The sequence below is a fragment of the Agrobacterium sp. ICMP 6402 genome, assembly GCF_009498615.1.
GTDB lineage: Bacteria > Pseudomonadota > Alphaproteobacteria > Rhizobiales > Rhizobiaceae > Agrobacterium > Agrobacterium burrii.
The window spans coordinates 55,474-73,931 of the sequence record NZ_QSNV01000014.1 but is presented as its reverse complement, the minus strand read 5'-3'; the positions used below and the strand labels follow the sequence as shown (position 1 = coordinate 73,931).

The following is an 18,458-nucleotide window of genomic DNA, read 5'->3' as shown; positions in this document are numbered from 1 at the left end:
CCGTCGCCTTTGCCTTCAACCGGCAAATCGCGATCCGACCGCAAGGGCGGATCTCCATCGCCATCATGCTGCAGCGTGGTGGACACACATCAGGACGTCTCCGGCCGGAAACGCCAACAAGCCTCAATGAGCCGACCCGCTTGCGGGGCGTCTATCCTGCGGGGGAAGGGGAGTTTGAGGGGAGGGGCCGAAGGGGCTCCCCTCATTGCACTCGCTGGCCGCTCAACACGGTCAGCAAGTGCGCGCTTGAGGCATAACGGTGGAACTGATCAGCGCGACAGGAACCTGCTCAAGCTCAGGCCAGCCAGCAGGATGTAGGGCGGAATACCAAGTGAATAATGCCCGCAGTTCAGTTCCAGGATGTGGGGCGAAGCGCCGACACTTTCGAGCCTCTGCATAAATCGGGCCGAGAGATCGGGTAAAACGACTGTGTCTCGTTTCGCGAGGACGATGTGAAGCCTCAAGTCCGGTCGCGCTAGGTTTTGCGCGTAGTTCTCCATATTGAGCGGTCCCCACGCTCTTCTGAGATCGTTCAGCTCGATATGGGGCGCAAGGCTCTTGTGAATGGATCGTGTCGCGCGCCCTGTCCAAACCATATCCGCGAGGCTACCGGCTGTCAGAAACAGCGAGGCTTTCGACACGGCGGGCTCGTGCGCCGTGATCAATCCTGCGACCCAAGAGCCCAGGCTCATGCCGAGAACCGAAATCTCGCGATAGCCTTCGCTTTTCAGCCAGCCAATGACTTTCCGTCCGTCGAAAACGGCTTGCCTCATAGACTGAAGCGTTCGCCCGAGATTGGCGCTGAGGATGTAGTCGGCATACAGCGAGCCGGGACGGCTGCGCTCGAAATGATAGGGCATCGCGATCTCGATCACGGTGATGCCGCGCTTTGAAAAAAGTGTCGCGATCTGGGCATTCCGGGCGTCGGCATTCCAGTGGTGGAAAATCACCAATGCCTTTTTGCTGGACGCGCTTTCCGTGATTTTCGCCCAGACGGTATTGTTCTCGTCAACGTCCGTCGCAATGTCGGACGGGAACTTGAGCCATCCGTTTGTTCGGTCAAAGCCGTCAACGCTCCCGCTCGGTCGCTCAAAGAAACTTGGATCGGAAGCGGCCCTGTCTGCAAGCAAACAAAATTCTTCCAGAGACGCGGTATTCTTCGCGCCGGGAAAGGCGCGATCGGCGTCGATCACGAAAGGCGTTGTCTTCTTGGCCTCGTCACCGCTCTGCGCGCGCCGCTCATCCCAACCATCGAGCCAGCTATGAAACACGTTGATCGCTTTCTATTTCGTCTGCGCGCCACCGCCCGAACTCCGGGTCGAAGAGAGCGTATGTCGCAAGCAGGGTTGCGATACCAAGGAGGATCGAGAAGCCGTCAAAGGCATCGATCAGCATGTAGGTTGCAAAGAGCAACGCGACGACCGCCGACATCCGCCATAGCGGCATATGGAAGCGTCTAGCAAACCGAACGGACCCGAACAGGAAGCCTACACAGGACGAAATCGCCACTAGCAGACTGCTGAAATGCGTCGGCATTCTGTAGTGGAAGCCATTGCGGCCATTGGCATAGCCGTCAATGACAACAGAGCTATCGTTTACGAGCCACGTCACGATGTCCTTGCCGTTCGAGGCGAGGTAGGCGCTTTGCAGCTTCATGCAGATGGCGACCAGAATACCAACCGTGGTGCACCGGAATATTCCCTCCATCACTCTCAGGGCAATCGCGCCGGCTTCCCGCTGAAACTCATCCGGACGCAACTGTGTGGCACCCTCAATTGTCCAGAGGTCATGAAGGATCGTATGGAGCAGGATCAGCCCTGCGAACAAAAGATAGAAGCAGAGGCACATGTAGAGATATGCAAGGCCTGTGAAGACGATCGACATTGGCACCGTGACCACCTCGGGGCGAATGAGCGCCAACGTGCCCCAACTTATCGCGTAATCGCCGCCGCCCTTCAGCAGCGGTATCAGATCCACTGCGATCCACTGGAAGATACCGGCGAAGGGAATGCAGATAACGAAAACGGCCCAATAGGAGTAGGAATAGGCCTTGAGGTGGTGTTCCCAATCGCGGTTGCTCCGGATCCTGTCACCATGGCCCGCCAGAACCATCCGGCCATTGTTTTTCCAGTAAACCAGAAGCTCCGTGACCAGCACGAAAAATACGGGCAGGAGGACCATGAACAGAAAGGTCCAGTTGGGTGCCCAAAGGAACCCGACCTGCTTAACAATGCCATCGGCCCGGGTGTAGATCGCGCTGTGTATGCCGAGGATATAGGCCGAGAACCCAAGAGCCGACGCGCCGGCGAAGACCGAAGCGGGCAGATTCAGGGGCGAGCCGCGCGTGAAGACCGCTTCCGACATTCGGCCGAGACTGAAGCGCGGCTTTTGGGTCTGCGCATCGCCTTGCGCCGCATAGACGATTTCGACGGCCTCGAGCTCGGCTAGAGGAACATCAGGAATGCGATTGAGACGGCTGTCTGCTTTTTTGGAATCCCGCCTCTTGGCGACCAATCGGGATTGAGCCGCGCTGAGCTCCATCTGCCATTCGCTCGTCGCTTGCTTATCAGCGCATCCGAAAACCCTCGCAAGCCAGCGAATGTTGGCCGCGCTCACGCCCTTGTCGTTCTCCTGAAACCAAAGCTGTACCGTTCGCAAATCGACGCCGACATGATTGGAATCTATCTGCGAAATCGCTTCGGCCAGAAGCTCCGGCGTCCACGGACCCGATGGAAAGCCGTCGCTGTCCAGCGGACGTCCAGCCCCCGCAGCGGCAAGGTCCTTGAACAGTTCCTTGAAATCACGCCCATCCTTGGGAGGCGCGATGAAAAACTTTCCGTTCTTCTCCAAAGGCTTACAGGCCCTGATTTCGTTTCATTTCGTGGAACTTCGTAGTGTATCGTGCCTTCATCCGCAAGCGGTGGTCTACGCTTGGACGCTCATAGATCAGTGAGTTGTTCAGCCATGATAGATATGTCGTCATCCAATCCACGTTCATTCCATCATCGCACGCACAAGGTCCTTGTGGGCAAGGAGACCCTTGAGACATGCCTTGAGGAGTTGATTGATCAGCACATCGCCACGCTCCACGCGTTGGCAGACGCCGGTCAGTCTGAGGACGCTCTGATGAGGCAAGAAGCGGAAAGCCGACAAGCAATCCTCCATTACAGGCCGCAGGGTGAGAGCGAGGTGGATGAGAAGCTGACCTATATCGCAGCTTACATTCTGAAAACCGGCAATGTTTTGACGCCCAAGGAAATGGATTTGCTCCTCGGAGCTCCACGCCGGATGTGAAAATCCCGCTCGTCGTGGCTGACCTTAATCGATCACGTCCAATACTTCGTGGTCGATGACAGCGGCCTCAAAGCCCGAATTGAAAAGAAGCAGCAGATTTTCCCTGTTCATGGGGGCGAGGACAAGCTTCTCGATCTGGACAGGTGTCCACTCAGTTTCGCCCTGACGCACGATGTCTTCTCGTAGCTGTAGGGCGTCCTCCTTCGCAGCTTCATATGTGTCGAAGATATCAAAGCCTGCGTCGTCATCTTTCCAGCGTCGCTCGCCTTCGGCCCATCGGCATGGAGAATATGTGTAGAAAATCTGCGATACATCTTCAGACATGAACACCTCGCTGCTATTGACGATCACCAGCCGAGATCGGTCTCGGCAAAGTCGTTTCCCTTGTAAGCGATCTTCGTGCGGTAGGCTCTGGCACAGGCGTACGTGAAGCAATCGCCCATATTGAGCTTCGCCGGGTGATTGACGATCTTCCCAAACTGCTGCGCGGCGTCCAGCGCCTTCGTGCCCACATCGCCGGAAATCATCGCCTCCTTGGCTTCAAGGTCGGCAAAGAATTGATCGACCATCCTGCGCGCTGTCGCGAGCATGTCAGGGGTCGCAGGCCGGTCGCGACCTGTCGCTTCGGCCATGCGCCGCGTCAGCGAAAGTGAGGCTTCCATGCGAACCACGGCCGACACGTAAAAGGGGCCGTCATGCTGCTCAAGCCGCTGCATGAGTTCGCCGGCATCGTCTTCGCCGGCAAGGATCGCGACGGCCACGGAAGCGTCAACGAATAGCATCAGTCTTCGCCCCACATTTCATCGGTTTCGCGTTTGTGGTCCCCCGGCGCAAAGGGACCAGCGTCCCGCGCCATTGCGAGGGACTTGGCCAGGCGCTCGCGCATGGGCAAGCTGCCCTTGCGGCTGGCGATCTCGCGCCTAAGCGCTGTCTTCACGGCATCAACCTTGGATGTCTTGGTCAAGCGGATCAGCTCTTCGGTGAGCGTATCGACTTCTGGATCTTTGATGTAAAGCGGCATGATACATATCCTTTCGAGGATATTATAATATCCCGAATTGCATATGCTCGCAATCATTTCCCGGTCTTCCGGTGGAAAAACGTCGCTGCATGCGTGACCTAACCTTGCGGCGTTCAGGAAGCGCAACTTTAAGAACGTCTTAAACTACATCGTAATCAAGCACGGATTCCCGGACAAGCGGGCTCGTGCGACGATTCGAAAGGTCCAAGACATGATGTCACTCCCGGCCATCATCGGCATTTCGGCAGGCGCGGCAGGCGTCGTTGCGTTTAGCCGCAAGAAGCAGCCGCAAAGCCTACTCAAAAAAATCGGCGTCTTTTTTCTGGCTTTCATCGGCACGCTGGTCGTCATGCTGGCGGTCAATTTCGCCATTTTTTACGCTGCCCCAACCTAAGGAAGGGAGGGGCCAACAGTTTGCAGCCTCCTTCCAATATTTCTGATCGGTGATGCAGCCAACGGGTTACTGCGCCGCAACAGGTCCTTTGGACATGTATCGGTCCTGTTCGCCTGCCAGCAACCAAGCGGGATTGACCCCGTGTACATCGTAGAGCGATCTCATGACCGCCATCGGCATTTCAGCCTCTCCGTCCGCATATGCCTGATAGAGCTCTTGGCTCACGTTCAGGCTGGACGCGAATTCGCTCGTTGAGATTCCAGCATCTTTTCGGACAATCTCAAGGCGTCGTCCTATTTCGACCGTCAACGGCTCAAACCTGCTCATCTGATTTCTCCTTTGGGTGGGAGGGGAGCCCGAGGGGAGGGGCAAGGGCTCCCCTCGTTCGGACCTCGGCCGCTCGATGCGGCTTGGGTCCGACCTCCGAAAACGCAAGCGGGGCCAGTCTGGTAAAACCGGCCCCAAAAGACAAGCTTCGACTGATCGGTTAGCGAACGATCCCAAGTCGCTCGCCGATGCTCGGCGGCGTCGGCGTCCCGCCTTCCTTGGTCAGGGCTATGATAACATCATGGGTCAGTCCGTGAACATCATAACCCTCGGAGCGAGCTGCATTGATGATCGATTCAAGGCTCGGATACTCCTCAAGAAAGCCGCCAAGCCACAACGCGCAAGCGTCCGTCGCCTCGTCGGGGAACGCCTGCAGAAAGTACGTGCGCAACGGCGGGTCAAAACCGATTACGGCGTTTTCTTCGGTCTGAAGCTCCGATTTTACGGTGATAGGGTATCGGCTCAATGTCGGTCCTCCTGATGAAAGGGCCGCGCGATCGGCGCGGCCAAGGGTTATTTGAACAGCGGCATTGTCCGCTTGTTTTTCAATTCGGCGCGGTTGGCGTCAAACGGTAGCCGTCCCAATCCTTCCACGGTTCCCAGCCTGTCGCGGTTGCGCGCCCATACCAGACGCGCAACCGCACCTGACCGCCTTGCAGTTCTCCGACGATCTCGACGGTATGGCTCCCGCCAAGGCCGGACGGAATATCGAACACCTCGACGTTGCGGCGGGTCGCCTGCTCTGGCGCAGGCTTTCCCTCGCATTCGTCGCAAAGGTCTTCCCCCCCCGTGCGCCTTTCTCGCTTTCCCCGAAGCTGCCACCACAGCGTTTGCAAACAGAGAGCGTCATGGTTGCCCCCCTAGAACCGGAAGTGGGTATAAAGCCCCTGATTGGCTCGGTGACTGGCAAGTGCGTAGGCGCAGGCCTGAGCCACGTAATCCGCGTACCGGCCTAGCGGCCAACCTTGCGAACGGGCGACGATATTGGCGGTCAGATCCTCGTCACTTGTGCCAACATGCATATTCCCGACGATCCAGCGGAGCTGCGCAACGGGAATGCGCGCGTCATGTGGCACCGGCAGAACGGAAATCAGTCCGTTTCGAAGGCTCGCGTCTTCACCAGCTGCCTTTCCCTCCTTCTCGGTCGGGAAATAGGCTTTGACCAGATCGAGGCGCTGCGCGTCGGCGGCACACATGAACGCGTGCCCCATGTCCTCGGTCGTATAGAGGCCCCAATCGGCGGCATTGCCGCCGAACATCGGGTCCCCCTTACCGCAAAATTCCATGACGGTAAAAATCTGCTCGGTCATCTCACGAATCCTCAATGTGTTGGGAGGATCAAGCGGCGCTGGCGCCGCTGATCTTGCTCAAGACGGTTTTGACGGCATAGCGTCCCGCCTCGTTAAGGTGACGCTGCCACGCGCCTTCCGAGGGCGACCAACGGAAGCCATGGGATTTGAGGATGCGGCGGGCTTCCTCGTCGGGTTTGCCGGGAAAAAACATCTGGATGCGGGCTATTTCGGTGTTTTCCTTCACCTCCACGGCTCCCGCTTCCGTCTCGACTTCCTCCGACCTGTCGCCGCGCTTCTTCATCGCCGCGAGGCGCGCTAGGCGCTGCTGCATGCGGCGAAGCTCGGTGCGGGTGTTGGTGGTGCAAAAGCCGCGCCTGCTCTGCCACGGCGCAATCGTGATGCCCCGTGCCGCCTGCTCTTCTGCCAAGCCGGTTTCCGACACCACGCGAGCCAATATGTCGGCTTCGCTGGCATGGTCCTTTTCCATCCGGCGAATAATGGCGTTGGCGCGTTTCATCCTGTCGATGGACAAGGCCAGGTCCTCGATGCGCGATGCGATCCGCTGCAACGCTTCGGGGTCGCCGGAGCGGATCGGCTCGCCGTCCGCTCCGTGCGGGTATGCCTTGCGCCTGATTGCCTTGCGGGCATTTTCCGCATGGGCGGCGATATCAGCACGGCGGGCGTCGGAAACCCGCATGCGCTTTTCGTTGCGAGCAACAGGAAAGCGGGCAGGGCCGGTTATCATCCAGTTGGCGCAACGGCTTTCCGCTGCCCAATATTTGCGAGTGACGTCAATGTGCCGTCGCGTGAAAGCCTCGATTTGGGGACCGGGGATAGGGGTCGCGGCCTCCGTCCAAAGGTCCATGGCATAGTTGGCAAAATCGTTCAGCCGCTGGGCCAGCGCCTCAAGTTCGCGGTCTGCGCGACGTTCGGGCGAGTGGGTGAGCCAGCTGAAATTATGCTCGATGTCCTTCGCCGCGATCTTGGCGGCGAAGGTGTCTGCTACGATTTCTAGAACACGGTCGGCGGCTTCCCGCTCGAAGAATGCAACGGTGATGCTCATTTCTTCACTCCCGCCATGACGGTGGGCATGGTACGAGTGATCCGCGTTTGCAGGCCGGTCAGGAAACCGGCAAGGATAACCCCCTTCATGGTCGTCTCATCGATTGACGCGAAAACCGGATCAAGCACCGGCTTGCAGACGGTGAACCGTTTGGCGGCGTCCTCGATGGTGATTTGGAGAGGCGTGAAGCGTTCTCCGTTGTGCGCACCGACAAGGACAATTTTTCCGGCCAATGGCTGCGGGTAGCCATCTGCGATGGTGAAGGATGTTAGTCCGTCCTGTAACCCGTCCTCATCGATGACAAGCACATGGTGGCTATCGAACGGCACCACCTGAACCAGTTCGCATCCAATCAAGGTGTAGGTTTGAGCAAAGGCGCTGCGCGCATCAATCTCGACGGTCTGAATGGTCCCCGCCTCCGGGTCCAGCAGGTAAACGGTTGCTGCTTTGGTCATGTCTAGCCCTTCCATTTCCGCGAAGCGGTCTTCTCATGCCCCTCGTGGGCAGGAGCCCCGCTCCTGCTCCCGAGTTCGCGCGGAGCAGCGGGAGAGAGGGTGGCAAGGGAATAAAACGGAGGGGGTTCGCCCGCCCGAAGGCGAAGACGGAGGGTCGGCGCGTTAGCGGCGATCCTGCACGGAGCGCAAAGCGCGAAGGAAGGACGGGGATACCGTTTTTTCGCTTGCGAGGGAGAGAGGGCAGCGCTCCTCTTTCCCTCATCCAGCAAGCAGGACACCGAAGGAGTCACCGTTGATCTACCCACGCCGAATTGCTGTTCAGGAGGACATCTCAGCGATCGAGGCTATGATGGCGAAAAGGGCGGCGAGTGGAATGACGCCGCCAGGAATGGCGGCGACGTTGATCCAGAATTGATTGCTGGCTTCGCGGCCCTCGAATTTGCGCAACTCTTCGTAGGTGGCGAATTGCAGAACGCCAGCGGCATTTGTGTGCTCGAACCGCTCTTTGCGAATGGCGTGGAAGGTTCGGCTCGCTCTCAACACGAGCCATACGTAACCGGGCAAAGCGATGACTGCTGGAATGAAAATATCCACGACGATGATACCCCAGAGATAAAAAGGGGCCGCCCTGCTTCGAGGCAGAGCGGCCCCCTGCCGGCATGGCAGAACGGGCTAGTGTCCTGTCACAACCTGACCTCGGTTTGATGCAATATGGTATCTTGCGATCAAACTGTAAATGCCAGTAAATAGCCCAATATGGCGCATATCATTATTTGTTTCGCGGCGACCACCGCGCTGCGCAAGCGATCGTTACCCGCAGGGCGGAGACGCTTTTTCAGCGGCTCCGTGCCGAAGGCATAGAGCGGGGTCGCGAAGCGATGCGCCAAATTTAGCCGAGAACCTATGTTTCAGGGTTCCTATCACGTAGCCAATTCGGTAACAAAGAGTCAGGCTTAGAAATTACAGCGCGGTAAAACCATGGCAGGTCCAACGATGGAAAACTGGGTTGAACAACTCGGCCTACAGCTGGTCCAGGATCCTGATCTCGAAAAACCGGTCTATCGGAAGCCCTATCACGGCAAAGTCCATCTGAATGCGGAACTGGACGAAAAAATCAGTACGAGCATCCGGGAGGCCCGCGATAAACGGTCCTTGTCACGCTCCAAAATCGCTCCCCTGCTTGGCTTGAGCAACGCGGTCTATCATCGCTACGAAACGAGTGTTTCCCGACTGACCGTGTCTCGGCTTATTCATCTCTGCGAAGTTCTGGACGCCACGCCAGAGGAAATCCTAGCCCCTGCCGCTCCGCATTTATGGGGCGAAAATCAGGAGCATTCCCGGCTTTTGCAAAATACGATCTCGGAAATCCGACAGCTCGACACCGAAGGTCTTGAACGGATCTTCAGACTGGTTGTCTCGATGGAGAAAAAACCGACACCCACGGCGGGCCGCTGAGATAGGGGCGCGGCGAAAGCCGCGCCTCTATTTCGGTCTCATTGCGTGGGCGTTGGATGGGGACCGCGATCGCAGCGGCGAGGGTTGATCAACACTTGGCAGTCATCGCACAGACCATAGCAGGGAAAGCCGCGGCAAGCGTGCGTAGGGGGGGCCCGCGGTGTTCTGGCAAAAATCAACACCATACTGCTAATGCGGCAGCGCCTGGCATACCTCCACAAGACCGATCGCCCGCCCTTCTAGGAGATGTCTTTCCAGCTGCCAGGCGATGTGGTTCGGCGTAAACGCGTCCTACAGCAGTAATTGCAGGCTGGACGGCTGGTTATCGGGGGCGAGACTTGCCCTCCTTGAGGCAAAGCGATACCGAAAACACATCAACCGCGCCCATGTGGTGGGCGCCGGCGCGGTCCTCGCTGCATAGAACTGCGGCGGAATCTTCATCCTACTAGGCGGACAGGGGCCGGCGCGAAGGATGTCACAGCCGCGGATCCAAAGCTGACGACGTCAGCAGCCATCGGTTACCCAATCTTCTTAACAACGAAGAACTGGCATTAAATCCCTTTAAATCAATACTGTGAGTTCATGCTTTGCTAATGCTCGGTGCAAACGCGACAGAGGGAAATTCGACCTGAATCATCGAAGCTTTCGGCGATTGGCGATGCAGTTTATTCCGAATCCTCAGTCCCTGGCTCTTTGCATCGCTTGAAGCCAAATGCCTCGCAGCGCTGCTGTACTCAAACTTGGCCTTGTGGTTCGACCTTAAGATTCCCTTAAGCCACACGCGGATTATGACGATGCGGGCGTGTCCCCGTCTGCACTGGAGGACTTGCGGAATGCGTTACATCCTATCTGCCCTTATAATTTCGTTCCTGAATGTCACGGCGGTTTTGGCCGAAGATGTCCATGTTTATGGGCCCGGAGGCCCATTGCCGGTGTTGAAACAGGCTGCAGCCGCTTTCGAAAAAGAAACGGGCAATAAAATTGTCCTAACTGCTGGGCCGACCCCTTCATGGCTTCAACGAGCGAAAGAGGATGCCGACCTGCTCTTCAGCGGGTCTGAAACTATGATGAGCGATTTTACTCAGGCGTTTGGTAGCCAGGTCCGAGCCGAAGACGTCATACCGCTCTATCTTCGAGCTTCAGCCATCCTCGTACGTCCTGGCAATCCGAAAAAAATCACGGGCTTGAACGAACTCATGCGGCCCGGCCATAGCGTGCTTGTTGTCAATGGTGCCGGGCAAAATGGCCTCTGGGAAGATATGGCGGGCCGGACAGGCGACATCTCCAAGGTGAAGGCACTACGTTCCAACATTAAGATCTTTGCGGCTAACAGCGCAGACGCGAAAAAGGCTTGGATCGAAAACAAGGATTTGGACGCCTGGATCATCTGGAATATTTGGCAGGTCGCGAACCCGGAATTGGCGCAGACGGTCGAAGTGGAGAGAGACCACCGCATTTACCGCGACACCGGAGTAGTCCTTACCGAGCGGGGTAAAAATAACCAGGCAGCGATAGCGTTCCAGACGTTTCTGCAAAGCACTGAGGCCAGAGGCTTCTTCGCAAACGCCGGCTGGATCGTTGACTAATCCTGCACGTGCATAGCGTTTTTCCACGCTATGTGTTCGGGGGTGTGGACAACCAAAGGCGTCGGGACAGTCCAGCCGAACGATCGGAATGGTTTCTTGAATTCCATGGATCGCCGGTAACGGCCCGCACGTCGTTTCGTCACTCTCAAGCTGCGAGAGCACGCAATCGACCGGCGAGATGGGGCACGTCAAAATTGCCGACTGACCGTGTACCGTAGACTTCGTGACCAGTTGCCGTGTCGATCACGAATACCGTCGGTGGCCCGTCAGCTTTCAAGTGCTGCAAAAGCGCCAAATTGGAAGCATCCATCGCTGTGACATCCACCTTGATCAAGGCGATTTTCTGAAGAAATTTTTTGATGACTGGGTCAGCGAGAATCTTATCGTCAATTACCTCGCAAAAAGGACACCAGTCTGCCGCGATATCGACGATTGCGAAACGGCTCTGCCAAGACGCAAAGCGGCGTCCTTCCAAGTAGGAATCGATAGATCGAATGGGCCCTACGGTCGTCCCAGCTTCGACCGATCGAACCGGAAGAAGGACCAAGTTTACGATCGCGAAGGATGCAATCCTGAGGATTCCTCGCCTGCTTGAAGCAGCTGCAGCGTTTCCTTCGCGATCCAATGAGTACTTCAAAATATTGCCCTTTCCAACGCAACTTGCCGCCCTGCCAGTTTTAATAGCAACTGAATGTCAGGGCTCTAACTTAGTGTCTCTCGTCTACAATAGCCGCGGTTACTGGAGGTCGAGGCCGAGAGTGGTCATTCTGTTATTTCGGACCGAGCACCTCATCAAGGCCACCACCCTGTGGCAGGCCGGACATCGTTTTGATTTCACCTTTGCCGTTCTTATAGACGATTGCGGGTGTTCCGCCGAAACCGAGTGCGGTCATCAGTTGCTCGTTGGCCTTAAGGCTGACAGCCGTTTCCCGGCGGATTGTAGATAAGGGAGGTATTCCTCCCTCTTGCGTTTCGTTGAGCACGATGGCCTTCTCGGGTGATTGAGCCTCAAGGATCGCAGCCGCCTTTGCAGGTGAATCCTGCCTGATGACGCCGACCATCACATGTCTCAGCTGAACCTTGCCGCCCTCAACCCAAGGGCGAGCAGCTTTCCAGAATTGACGGCAGTAAGGGCAATTTGGATCTGTAAAAGTGTAGATCACCCTTGGCGCCTCGGGATTTCCGTCCTGCACCCATGAAGATTTCTCCAACGTTGTCCAGACTGCCGGATCAATGGCCACTTCGGATAACTTTTTCAGTTGATCGGCCGCGACATCGATACCATCGCCATCGACGAGGGGACCTACGATTACATGTTGATTATCAGGAGTTAGGTAGATTGTCAGAGGCTGCGCACCGGCCTTGGCGGCAAATCCTCGTAGCCCACCAGGCACTTTCATCTCGCCGAGTATCTTGATGCCTTGTTCTTCTATCCTTCCCAAAATTGCTGGTCGACTTTCCGCTCCGGTCAATGTGGACGGGTCATCTGAAAAGGCGTTTGTGGAAGAGCTTATAAAAAAGAGAGCAACCAGGACCCCCGAGGCTTTACGGGCATTCTTGTGTATAGGCGACATGGTAGTTTCCTTCACTGAAGCGTTTGCAGTAAATCGGGTTACTTAAGTCAACCTTAAGCAGTCAGGCGGGTGCAGAAGCAAACTTCGGCCTGATAAATGAACCCGGCTGAGGTGCTCACATCGACATCAGCGATGGCTCATCGGTGCAGGCTAGGGAACGGCATGCACACAGCGACCGCTGTTCTCGTCGGCCGAAATTAATCACGGCTGTCATGCGACGTAGAACCGGCCCACGGTTTGGCTCTGCGCTCGTCCCTCGGAAATGCAATCTTCCAGCGCTTCGATTGCGGTGACATCAAGATGTCGGCGGTCATGACCATATTTTGCTGGCACGCCCTGTTCCGTTACGAACGCCACGGCCACATCTTCGTCGTCCTCAAGCTCGCGCTCGCCCAAAAAGATCTTTTCTATGCGGTGACCTGCAGGGTTTTCGATCTTGCCGAAGATGGTTAAGCCACGAAATCGCTTGAGATAGCCACCCATCTGATTGTAGGGATCCGCAGCGAAAGTCCGCTCGAGGTTATCTTCCATCATATGCCGAATCTCAGAACCCGACATTTCAGTCACGGAGACCGGAGGGTTGGTCGGAATTATATTCCACAAATCATTCATTGTAATAGGACCAGGCGGAATTGGCGCGCCGTACCGCCAGCCATTTGAAAATGCGATATCCGTCCCGGCACTCGTGCTAATTGCCGCCAAGAGAAGATCGTCCATAGTTGAAAACAGTTGCAGGTTGCGGTGTAAGGCGGAATTTGTCTGGCCGATGCAACGGTTCAAATATTCCCGATGAGGATGCATAATTGTGTCGACGATCTCTGCCATAGCAGCATTTTCCTGAAATGACTCATCCACGGCAATAAGCTGATGCTCGAAGGAAGATATCCGCCCCCCTTTGATTAACAGATCGAGGCGACCCAGGAACGAACCATGGCATCCGGACTGGATGATAAGCGTTCCGCCGATTTCAATCGCACGCTGAAGTCGGTTATGGGTGTGGCCGCTCAGAATGACATCCACCCCTTCTAGCCTTGAGGCAAGTTGTGCGTCTTGTGGGAGGCCAAGATGAGATAGTAGCACCACAAGGTCGCAACGCTCATCGACACGCAGTCGCGAGACTTCAGCTGCGATCGCTTCTTCATTGATGTCGAACCGCCGCCCAGTGCTGAAGCTCGGCGGCATGCTTTTGTCTATGATGGTCGCCGCCAAGCCAATAACACCAACGCGCAAGTCGCCTTTGTCAAAAACAGCCGACGGCTTGAACGGTCGCGTGTCGTCTTCACGCCGATAGCAATTGAGAGCGAGCATCGGATAATGGAGGCGTTGGCAAAGTTGCTCAAAATGGGCTGGTCCCCAGGCAAACTCCCAATGCGCGGTCATCGCGTCGATGCCAAGAGCATTTACGGCATCAATCAGATCCATCCCCTTGCTGGCCACCGCCGGATATGTGCCGTGAAACATGTCTCCATTGTCCAGCACCAGCAATTCGCCGCCTGCGCTCCTGATTTGGCTAAGAGCGGTTGAGATGCGCGCAAATCCCCCAAGCACTGGAAATGTTGGTCCGGAGGCAGACCAGATCAACTCGGGATGTGGCTCGAGATAGCCATGCACGTCGTTGATTTGTACGAGTGTAAGTTTCGCGTTCTCGGTCATCGCCGGTCCTTTCGAGCTTTCGCGATCGGTGCAATGTTCGCATAGGCCGATCCCCGCCTTAAGCCAGGCTTAAGGTGGCACTGCGATGCGATGCCCGCCCCACAATAAGGATTGCCTTGACTATGCTTTTTCGAACGTTCGTCTCGTTCTTCGCGAGACTGCTGGCCGGCGCAATATTCGGCATTGCTGTACTGTCCGCAAGTGTCTCGTCACTGCGAGCCGCGGAGGACCTTAGCAAGGAAATGATCCTCAACGATCCCGCAGCTCCGGTTGCAGGGAACCCTTCAGGTGATGTGACGATCGTCGCTTTTCTGGACTATAATTGCCCTTTCTGCAAAAAAGCAGCGCCGGACCTGGAGCGCGCGGTCAAAACAGATGGACGGGTCAGGCTTGTCTACAAAGATTGGCCAATCCTTACCGAGGCTTCAAAATATGGCGCTCGCGCTGCGCTGGCTGCGAAATATCAGGGCAAGTACCAAGAGGTCCACAACGCGCTGATGGCTATTCCTGGACGCAAGATCACTGAAGATCAAATGCGTAAAACGATCGCAACGTCTGCGGTCGATATAGCCCAGATGGAGAAGGATATGAAGGCTCATGCAGCCGAGATCGATGCTGTTCTTGATCGCAATCTTGCACAAGCCGATGGCCTCGGGCTCCAGGGAACGCCAGTCTTCCTGATCGGCTCGTTCATGGTGCCCTCTGTCCTTTCCTATGAGGAGTTTCAAAAAGTCATTGCGGAAGCCCGTTTGAAGGTAGCCAAATGATGAAGAATTGCGTTTTTCTTGTCATGGCGAAAAACTGCAAATGCCAAGCAATGCATTTGTCGAGTTTCATCGTTCTTGCAATCACTCTTGCATCATGCGCTTCTTCACCGCCCACACTTGCGCCGTCACTTCCGTTTCAAACGCCGGTCGCTATCCAGCCTGCGCCGTTTGCAGAAGAGGATCGATACGGCGCCAAGGCGAACGAGCCATTTCCTGTTGCTGCTGTGAACACCGAAAAGGTCGGCTCGCAGTATCTAAAACAAATCGTTGATTACCCAACTGACCAGCCCGTTGGGACGGTTGTGGTCGATCCACGAAGCCGTTTCCTTTATCTCGTCAAAGAGAATGGAAAAGCTGTTCGCTATGGGGTTGGTGTCGGCAAGGCTGGCTTTGAGTTTGCCGGATCGGCACATATCGGCTTCAAAAGAGAATGGCCCCGCTGGACCCCGACCCCCGACATGCTCGCGCGAGATCCGAAACGCTATGGGAAATGGGCAGACGGCATGGATGGTAGTGACCGAAATCCGTTGGGCGCTCGAGCCATGTATCTCGTCAAAGACGGTAAGGACACTCTCTACCGGATTCATGGGACAAATGAGCCTTGGACGATCGGAACGGCGGCGTCATCAGGTTGCATCCGAATGCTTAATCAAGATGTCATCGATCTTTATAAGCAGGTCCCTACAGGTGCCAAAGTGGTTGTCTTAGGGACGACGGCGTAGGGTAAGATCGAAAGAGGCGCGGCCAGCATCATGAGCTTACACCACAACAGGTATGACGATCGTACAGTCGCGGACATCATCGCTGATGAAATGTGGTGGGAAGAATGGCTGGTCACGCCGGAGGCAGAACAGGAAAGACAGGTGAGCAAGGCCTTAAAGCGCTATTCCAGCTCCCTACAGAACTTAACACCAACTGAGCGCTACTGCCGCTCGCGTCGAGCCGCCCTACGACACTGTTTGAGCTGGCGTCAGCTTTACAATGATGATGGCCTCGACTTTTTCAAGGAAATGCTGCGGGAACGGCAGGCACGACTTGTGGAGCTTCGACACAGGCACGCAATCAGCAACCTCAAAAGGTAGGGCCGTGCCTAAAATTTTCTCAACTGGAGGCTTGCCGCTTTGTGTTGGAAGCTTATGGAACGTCGCGCTTTCTTAAGGATCTGGATGAACTCGGCGACGCTTTTGGGAGCCGCGATCTTGACGGGTTGCCAGACCGACTATCTACCGGACGTTACCAAAGCGAACGCGCCGATTCCATCCAAGCTTCTGGCTGAGATCGAAAAGAGAAAGATGGCCGCCGGCTCGCCAATTCTGTTGCGCATCTTCAAGCAAGAAGCCGAACTCGAAGTCTGGAAACAGGATCGCAAAGGTCGCTTCCACCTTCTCAAAACCTACCCGATCTGTAAATGGTCGGGCGATCTCGGCCCGAAGATCAGTGAAGGCGATCGCCAGACGCCCGAAGGATTCTACGACGTTACGCCGGGTCAGATGAACCCAAACTCGGAATACTTTCTTTCATTCAATCTCGGCTTCCCGAACGCTTTCGATCGCGCCCATGGCCGAAGCGGGTCGCATCTGATGGTGCACGGCGATTGCTCGTCACAAGGTTGCTATGCGATGACAGACGCGCAGATACAGGAAATCTTTGCGCTCGGCCGAGAATCGTTCTCCGGCGGACAAAGTTCGTTTCAAGTACAGGCCTATCCATTCCGCATGACGCCGGCTAACCTGGCCAGGCACCGAAACAGCCCACACCTGCCCTTCTGGCGTATGTTAAAAGAGGGCAACGATCACTTCGAGGTCACACGGCAGCAACCTGCAGTCGATGTCTGCGACAAGCGTTATGTTTTCAACGCAGTCGCACGAGCTGGCAATACTACAACGATCAACTTTGATCGGCGCGTCTCGTGCCCGGAATATGACGTGCCGCAGGATCTCGCTCAAGCTGTGCAGGATAAGCGAAGCCGCGATGACTTGGAGTTCGAACGCCTCGTCGCGCAAGGTGCGAAGATGGCGCCGATCGCGAGCGGCCGCGATGGCGGCATGCATCCGACTTGGGTCGAAAAACTGCGCCCACGTGAGATTGTCGATGAACGCGGCAACCTGAAGCTGATCGTTGACAAGAAATCCGAGCTCCGTTGACCACTCAAAACTCCTACTTGCCGAAATGGGCAATTTCGACGGATTTCGAGTTCTATTGACGCAGATTTGGGTCAATAAGGAACAAGCCGTCCGCCGTTTCTACCCGGGGGTAATCCGTCGCTATCGTTTAAGCATGTTAGCCAAGTTCGGCCGGAAAGGCTGTGAACCGCCCCTACCCTTAACTTTGGCCCAGTCTAACCAAGCAGTCCGACCACCACACCCCGTGCGCGGCGAAGACACAAGCCCCTAGCAACTGACGAGGAGTTTAGCAGCAGCCTGCTCGCCCGCAAGGTCGCACCGCTTATTACCGTCAACGGCATTCTTTCGAGACCGGTAAAGTCCGCAAAACTGACATTGACAGTCGTACCACCCACCGTCCCGGCTACGGCATCAGCCTGCGCTGCCGCAATCGCATCCAGGAGGTGTTCGGTTGGATCAAGGCGCAGGCCGGCTTCGCCAAGGTCAAAGTCCGGGTCAGACCGAGAGTTGCCGCCGTCCTCAGATTCGCAATCGCAGCCTATATCCTTGTCAGAATGCCAAAACTGATCGCCGCAGCAGCCGCATAGGCTTCCGCCCAGCCACCAAAGACCCAGAGCCAACAGTGGCAACCAAACTCAGGAACCCTAACAAACATAATACCCAACCGAACGCGCCACCAAAAAAAGAACGCAGACGCATTGCAGCAACCTGCCAGAGTTTTGCCGTTACCAGTGGCTGCGTCTCCCTAAGGTCACCTATGGACCGTCATCCTACCATGAGGTGGCTCATCGCCGGATCGGCGATGACTACGAGCGCGCTTCCTTCGCGTACGTTTTCGTAAAGGTGGATCACATCTTGATTGATCATGCGGATACATCCGGATGACACGGCCCGACCGATTGTCCAGAACTCCGGATTGCCGTGGATGCGATAAATGGTATCCCGGTTGCCCTCGTGGATATAGAGCGCGCGCGCTCCAAGAGGATTCTTGAGCCCTGGGCCCATGCCGCCGTTTGCAATGCTCACAGGTTCCAGTTCCGGCTGGCGCGCCACCATCTCGTCAGGCGGGTTCCATCGGGGCCATTCTCGCTTATAAGCGATATGACGGCCCCGACCAGCCCACGAAAAGCCGTCTCGACCGACGCCGACACCATACCGGGTAGCACGACCGTATGCCTGTATATGGTACAGATAGCGGTTAGGCGTATCAACGACCACAGTGCCTATAACTTCATCGGTCGGATAGTCCACACTCGTCCGCCACCACTTTGGGTCGACCTTGGAGACATCGACTTCTGGAATAGGAAACATCTCGTTCGGCATGGCGTAGTACATGGGTGGGGGCACCAAGCGTGGCGTTTCAGTCTGCACGGCTTGGACTGGTTGTGTCTCCATAGTCGTGCAGCTAGCCAAAGCAAATGTTCCAAGCCCTCCGATAAACGTACGCCGGGCCA

At 56.2% G+C, this 18,458-nt stretch carries 23 protein-coding genes; 7 read left to right on the top strand and 16 right to left on the bottom strand.

The genetic code is table 11. The annotated features are described in order from the left end of the window. Positions 1-269: 269 nt before the first annotated feature. Together DXT96_RS25110 and DXT96_RS25105 are read right to left on the bottom strand one after the other, a co-directional pair. Positions 270-1,271 carry an RcgR family putative quorum lactone hydrolase gene (locus DXT96_RS25110; RefSeq protein ID WP_249741318.1) on the bottom strand — a complete coding sequence of 334 codons (1,002 nt, stop codon included), beginning with the start codon at positions 1,269-1,271 and terminating at the stop codon, positions 270-272. Then, positions 1,261-2,850, bottom strand: coding sequence for an RcgA family putative transporter (locus DXT96_RS25105; protein WP_153516955.1), 1,590 nt, complete (start codon positions 2,848-2,850; stop codon positions 1,261-1,263). Before DXT96_RS25105 ends, DXT96_RS25110 begins: the two co-directional genes overlap by 11 nt. 114 nt (positions 2,851-2,964) lie before the next feature. Between DXT96_RS25105 and DXT96_RS25100 the strand changes: the two genes are divergently transcribed. Then, positions 2,965-3,294: a hypothetical protein gene (locus DXT96_RS25100; protein WP_153516954.1), complete on the top strand. Its 330-nt coding sequence runs from the start codon at positions 2,965-2,967 to the stop codon at positions 3,292-3,294. A 24-nt stretch (positions 3,295-3,318) separates the two neighbouring features. On the opposite strand, the gene DXT96_RS25095 is transcribed toward DXT96_RS25100, so the two are convergent. From DXT96_RS25095 to DXT96_RS25085, 3 genes are read right to left on the bottom strand one after another with little or no spacing between them, the layout of a single operon-like run. Next, positions 3,319-3,618, bottom strand: coding sequence for a hypothetical protein (locus tag DXT96_RS25095; RefSeq protein WP_153516953.1), 300 nt, complete (start codon positions 3,616-3,618; stop codon positions 3,319-3,321). Positions 3,619-3,641: 23 nt separating this feature from the next. Beyond that, entirely contained in the window at positions 3,642-4,076 is a 435-nt protein-coding gene (locus tag DXT96_RS25090) for a type II toxin-antitoxin system VapC family toxin (protein ID WP_153516952.1), read from the bottom strand. Continuing rightward, a complete protein-coding gene (locus DXT96_RS25085) occupies positions 4,076-4,315 on the bottom strand; it encodes a type II toxin-antitoxin system VapB family antitoxin (protein WP_012653071.1) in 240 nt (79 codons plus the stop codon). The genes DXT96_RS25090 and DXT96_RS25085 overlap by 1 nt, the downstream gene beginning before the upstream one ends. Positions 4,316-4,526: 211 nt before the next feature. Between DXT96_RS25085 and DXT96_RS25080 the strand changes: the two genes are divergently transcribed. Continuing rightward, on the top strand, positions 4,527-4,709 hold the full coding sequence (locus DXT96_RS25080; RefSeq protein ID WP_153516951.1) for a hypothetical protein: 183 nt from the start codon (positions 4,527-4,529) through the stop codon (positions 4,707-4,709). A gap of 66 nt (positions 4,710-4,775) precedes the next feature. Here the strand turns inward: DXT96_RS25080 and DXT96_RS25075 are convergent, their stop codons facing one another. From DXT96_RS25075 to DXT96_RS25045, 7 genes are all read right to left on the bottom strand, one after another. Next, on the bottom strand, positions 4,776-5,036 hold the full coding sequence (locus DXT96_RS25075; protein ID WP_153516950.1) for a helix-turn-helix domain-containing protein: 261 nt from the start codon (positions 5,034-5,036) through the stop codon (positions 4,776-4,778). 160 nt (positions 5,037-5,196) lie between these two features. Beyond that, entirely contained in the window at positions 5,197-5,502 is a 306-nt protein-coding gene (locus tag DXT96_RS25070; RefSeq protein WP_153516949.1) for a hypothetical protein, read from the bottom strand. A gap of 79 nt (positions 5,503-5,581) precedes the next feature. Further along, positions 5,582-5,752 carry a hypothetical protein gene (locus DXT96_RS25065; RefSeq protein ID WP_153516948.1) on the bottom strand — a complete coding sequence of 57 codons (171 nt, stop codon included), beginning with the start codon at positions 5,750-5,752 and terminating at the stop codon, positions 5,582-5,584. Between the two features lie 144 nt (positions 5,753-5,896). Beyond that, the gene (locus tag DXT96_RS25060) at positions 5,897-6,346 is read right to left on the bottom strand and encodes a hypothetical protein (protein WP_153516947.1); all 450 of its coding nucleotides are present in this window, start codon (positions 6,344-6,346) and stop codon (positions 5,897-5,899) included. A gap of 28 nt (positions 6,347-6,374) precedes the next feature. After that, the gene (locus DXT96_RS25055) at positions 6,375-7,391 is read right to left on the bottom strand and encodes a hypothetical protein (protein ID WP_246670653.1); all 1,017 of its coding nucleotides are present in this window, start codon (positions 7,389-7,391) and stop codon (positions 6,375-6,377) included. Further along, on the bottom strand, positions 7,388-7,846 hold the full coding sequence (locus tag DXT96_RS25050) for a DUF3846 domain-containing protein (RefSeq protein ID WP_246670652.1): 459 nt from the start codon (positions 7,844-7,846) through the stop codon (positions 7,388-7,390). Before DXT96_RS25050 ends, DXT96_RS25055 begins: the two co-directional genes overlap by 4 nt. A 318-nt stretch (positions 7,847-8,164) precedes the next feature. Next, positions 8,165-8,440, bottom strand: a complete 276-nt coding sequence (locus tag DXT96_RS25045) for a hypothetical protein (RefSeq protein WP_153516945.1) — start codon at positions 8,438-8,440, stop codon at positions 8,165-8,167. Between the two features lie 399 nt (positions 8,441-8,839). On the opposite strand from DXT96_RS25045, the gene DXT96_RS25040 reads away from it, so the two are divergent. After that, complete coding sequence (locus DXT96_RS25040) at positions 8,840-9,301, top strand: helix-turn-helix domain-containing protein (RefSeq protein WP_246670651.1); 462 nt, start codon at positions 8,840-8,842, stop codon at positions 9,299-9,301. Positions 9,302-10,134: 833 nt separating this feature from the next. Beyond that, positions 10,135-10,887 (top strand): substrate-binding domain-containing protein, encoded by a 753-nt coding sequence (locus DXT96_RS25035; RefSeq protein ID WP_153516943.1) that lies wholly within the window; start codon positions 10,135-10,137, stop codon positions 10,885-10,887. 145 nt (positions 10,888-11,032) lie between these two features. Here DXT96_RS25035 and DXT96_RS25030 read toward each other — a convergent pair whose 3' ends face one another. The 3 genes from DXT96_RS25030 to DXT96_RS25020 form a co-directional block, all read right to left on the bottom strand. After that, positions 11,033-11,362: a thioredoxin family protein gene (locus tag DXT96_RS25030; protein ID WP_194287743.1), complete on the bottom strand. Its 330-nt coding sequence runs from the start codon at positions 11,360-11,362 to the stop codon at positions 11,033-11,035. Positions 11,363-11,657: 295 nt separating this feature from the next. After that, positions 11,658-12,461, bottom strand: a complete 804-nt coding sequence (dsbG, locus tag DXT96_RS25025) for a thiol:disulfide interchange protein DsbG (RefSeq protein ID WP_153516941.1) — start codon at positions 12,459-12,461, stop codon at positions 11,658-11,660. Between the two features lie 210 nt (positions 12,462-12,671). Then, a complete protein-coding gene (locus DXT96_RS25020) occupies positions 12,672-14,114 on the bottom strand; it encodes a bifunctional UDP-sugar hydrolase/5'-nucleotidase (protein ID WP_153516940.1) in 1,443 nt (480 codons plus the stop codon). Between the two features lie 122 nt (positions 14,115-14,236). Between DXT96_RS25020 and DXT96_RS25015 the strand changes: the two genes are divergently transcribed. The 3 genes from DXT96_RS25015 (at position 14,237) to DXT96_RS25005 (ending at position 17,025) form a co-directional block, all read left to right on the top strand. After that, positions 14,237-14,881, top strand: coding sequence for a DsbA family protein (locus DXT96_RS25015; RefSeq protein ID WP_153516939.1), 645 nt, complete (start codon positions 14,237-14,239; stop codon positions 14,879-14,881). Then, on the top strand, positions 14,878-15,603 hold the full coding sequence (locus DXT96_RS25010) for a L,D-transpeptidase (protein ID WP_371419000.1): 726 nt from the start codon (positions 14,878-14,880) through the stop codon (positions 15,601-15,603). Before DXT96_RS25015 ends, DXT96_RS25010 begins: the two co-directional genes overlap by 4 nt. A 444-nt stretch (positions 15,604-16,047) precedes the next feature. Then, a complete protein-coding gene (locus DXT96_RS25005; protein ID WP_153516938.1) occupies positions 16,048-17,025 on the top strand; it encodes a murein L,D-transpeptidase family protein in 978 nt (325 codons plus the stop codon). Between the two features lie 744 nt (positions 17,026-17,769). Here the strand turns inward: DXT96_RS25005 and DXT96_RS25000 are convergent. Further along, positions 17,770-18,399, bottom strand: a complete 630-nt coding sequence (locus DXT96_RS25000; RefSeq protein WP_371418999.1) for a L,D-transpeptidase — start codon at positions 18,397-18,399, stop codon at positions 17,770-17,772. Between the last annotated feature and the right edge of the window lie 59 nt (positions 18,400-18,458).

What these genes read in the sequence shown, in the direction of transcription:
- DXT96_RS25100 (WP_153516954.1), top strand. Translation starts at nt 2,965, where the DNA reads ATGATAGATATGTCGTCATCCAATCCACGTTCATTCCATCATCGCACG.
- DXT96_RS25095 (WP_153516953.1), bottom strand. Translation starts at nt 3,618, where the DNA reads ATGTCTGAAGATGTATCGCAGATTTTCTACACATATTCTCCATGCCGA.
- DXT96_RS25090 (WP_153516952.1), bottom strand. Translation starts at nt 4,076, where the DNA reads ATGCTATTCGTTGACGCTTCCGTGGCCGTCGCGATCCTTGCCGGCGAA.
- DXT96_RS25085 (WP_012653071.1), bottom strand. Translation starts at nt 4,315, where the DNA reads ATGCCGCTTTACATCAAAGATCCAGAAGTCGATACGCTCACCGAAGAG.
- DXT96_RS25080 (WP_153516951.1), top strand. Translation starts at nt 4,527, where the DNA reads ATGATGTCACTCCCGGCCATCATCGGCATTTCGGCAGGCGCGGCAGGC.
- DXT96_RS25075 (WP_153516950.1), bottom strand. Translation starts at nt 5,036, where the DNA reads ATGAGCAGGTTTGAGCCGTTGACGGTCGAAATAGGACGACGCCTTGAG.
- DXT96_RS25060 (WP_153516947.1), bottom strand. Translation starts at nt 6,346, where the DNA reads ATGACCGAGCAGATTTTTACCGTCATGGAATTTTGCGGTAAGGGGGAC.
- DXT96_RS25055 (WP_246670653.1), bottom strand. Translation starts at nt 7,391, where the DNA reads ATGAGCATCACCGTTGCATTCTTCGAGCGGGAAGCCGCCGACCGTGTT.
- DXT96_RS25050 (WP_246670652.1), bottom strand. Translation starts at nt 7,846, where the DNA reads ATGACCAAAGCAGCAACCGTTTACCTGCTGGACCCGGAGGCGGGGACC.
- DXT96_RS25040 (WP_246670651.1), top strand. Translation starts at nt 8,840, where the DNA reads ATGGAAAACTGGGTTGAACAACTCGGCCTACAGCTGGTCCAGGATCCT.
- DXT96_RS25035 (WP_153516943.1), top strand. Translation starts at nt 10,135, where the DNA reads ATGCGTTACATCCTATCTGCCCTTATAATTTCGTTCCTGAATGTCACG.
- dsbG (WP_153516941.1), bottom strand. Translation starts at nt 12,461, where the DNA reads ATGTCGCCTATACACAAGAATGCCCGTAAAGCCTCGGGGGTCCTGGTT.
- DXT96_RS25020 (WP_153516940.1), bottom strand. Translation starts at nt 14,114, where the DNA reads ATGACCGAGAACGCGAAACTTACACTCGTACAAATCAACGACGTGCAT.
- DXT96_RS25015 (WP_153516939.1), top strand. Translation starts at nt 14,237, where the DNA reads ATGCTTTTTCGAACGTTCGTCTCGTTCTTCGCGAGACTGCTGGCCGGC.
- DXT96_RS25010 (WP_371419000.1), top strand. Translation starts at nt 14,878, where the DNA reads ATGATGAAGAATTGCGTTTTTCTTGTCATGGCGAAAAACTGCAAATGC.
- DXT96_RS25005 (WP_153516938.1), top strand. Translation starts at nt 16,048, where the DNA reads ATGAACTCGGCGACGCTTTTGGGAGCCGCGATCTTGACGGGTTGCCAG.
- DXT96_RS25000 (WP_371418999.1), bottom strand. Translation starts at nt 18,399, where the DNA reads ATGGAGACACAACCAGTCCAAGCCGTGCAGACTGAAACGCCACGCTTG.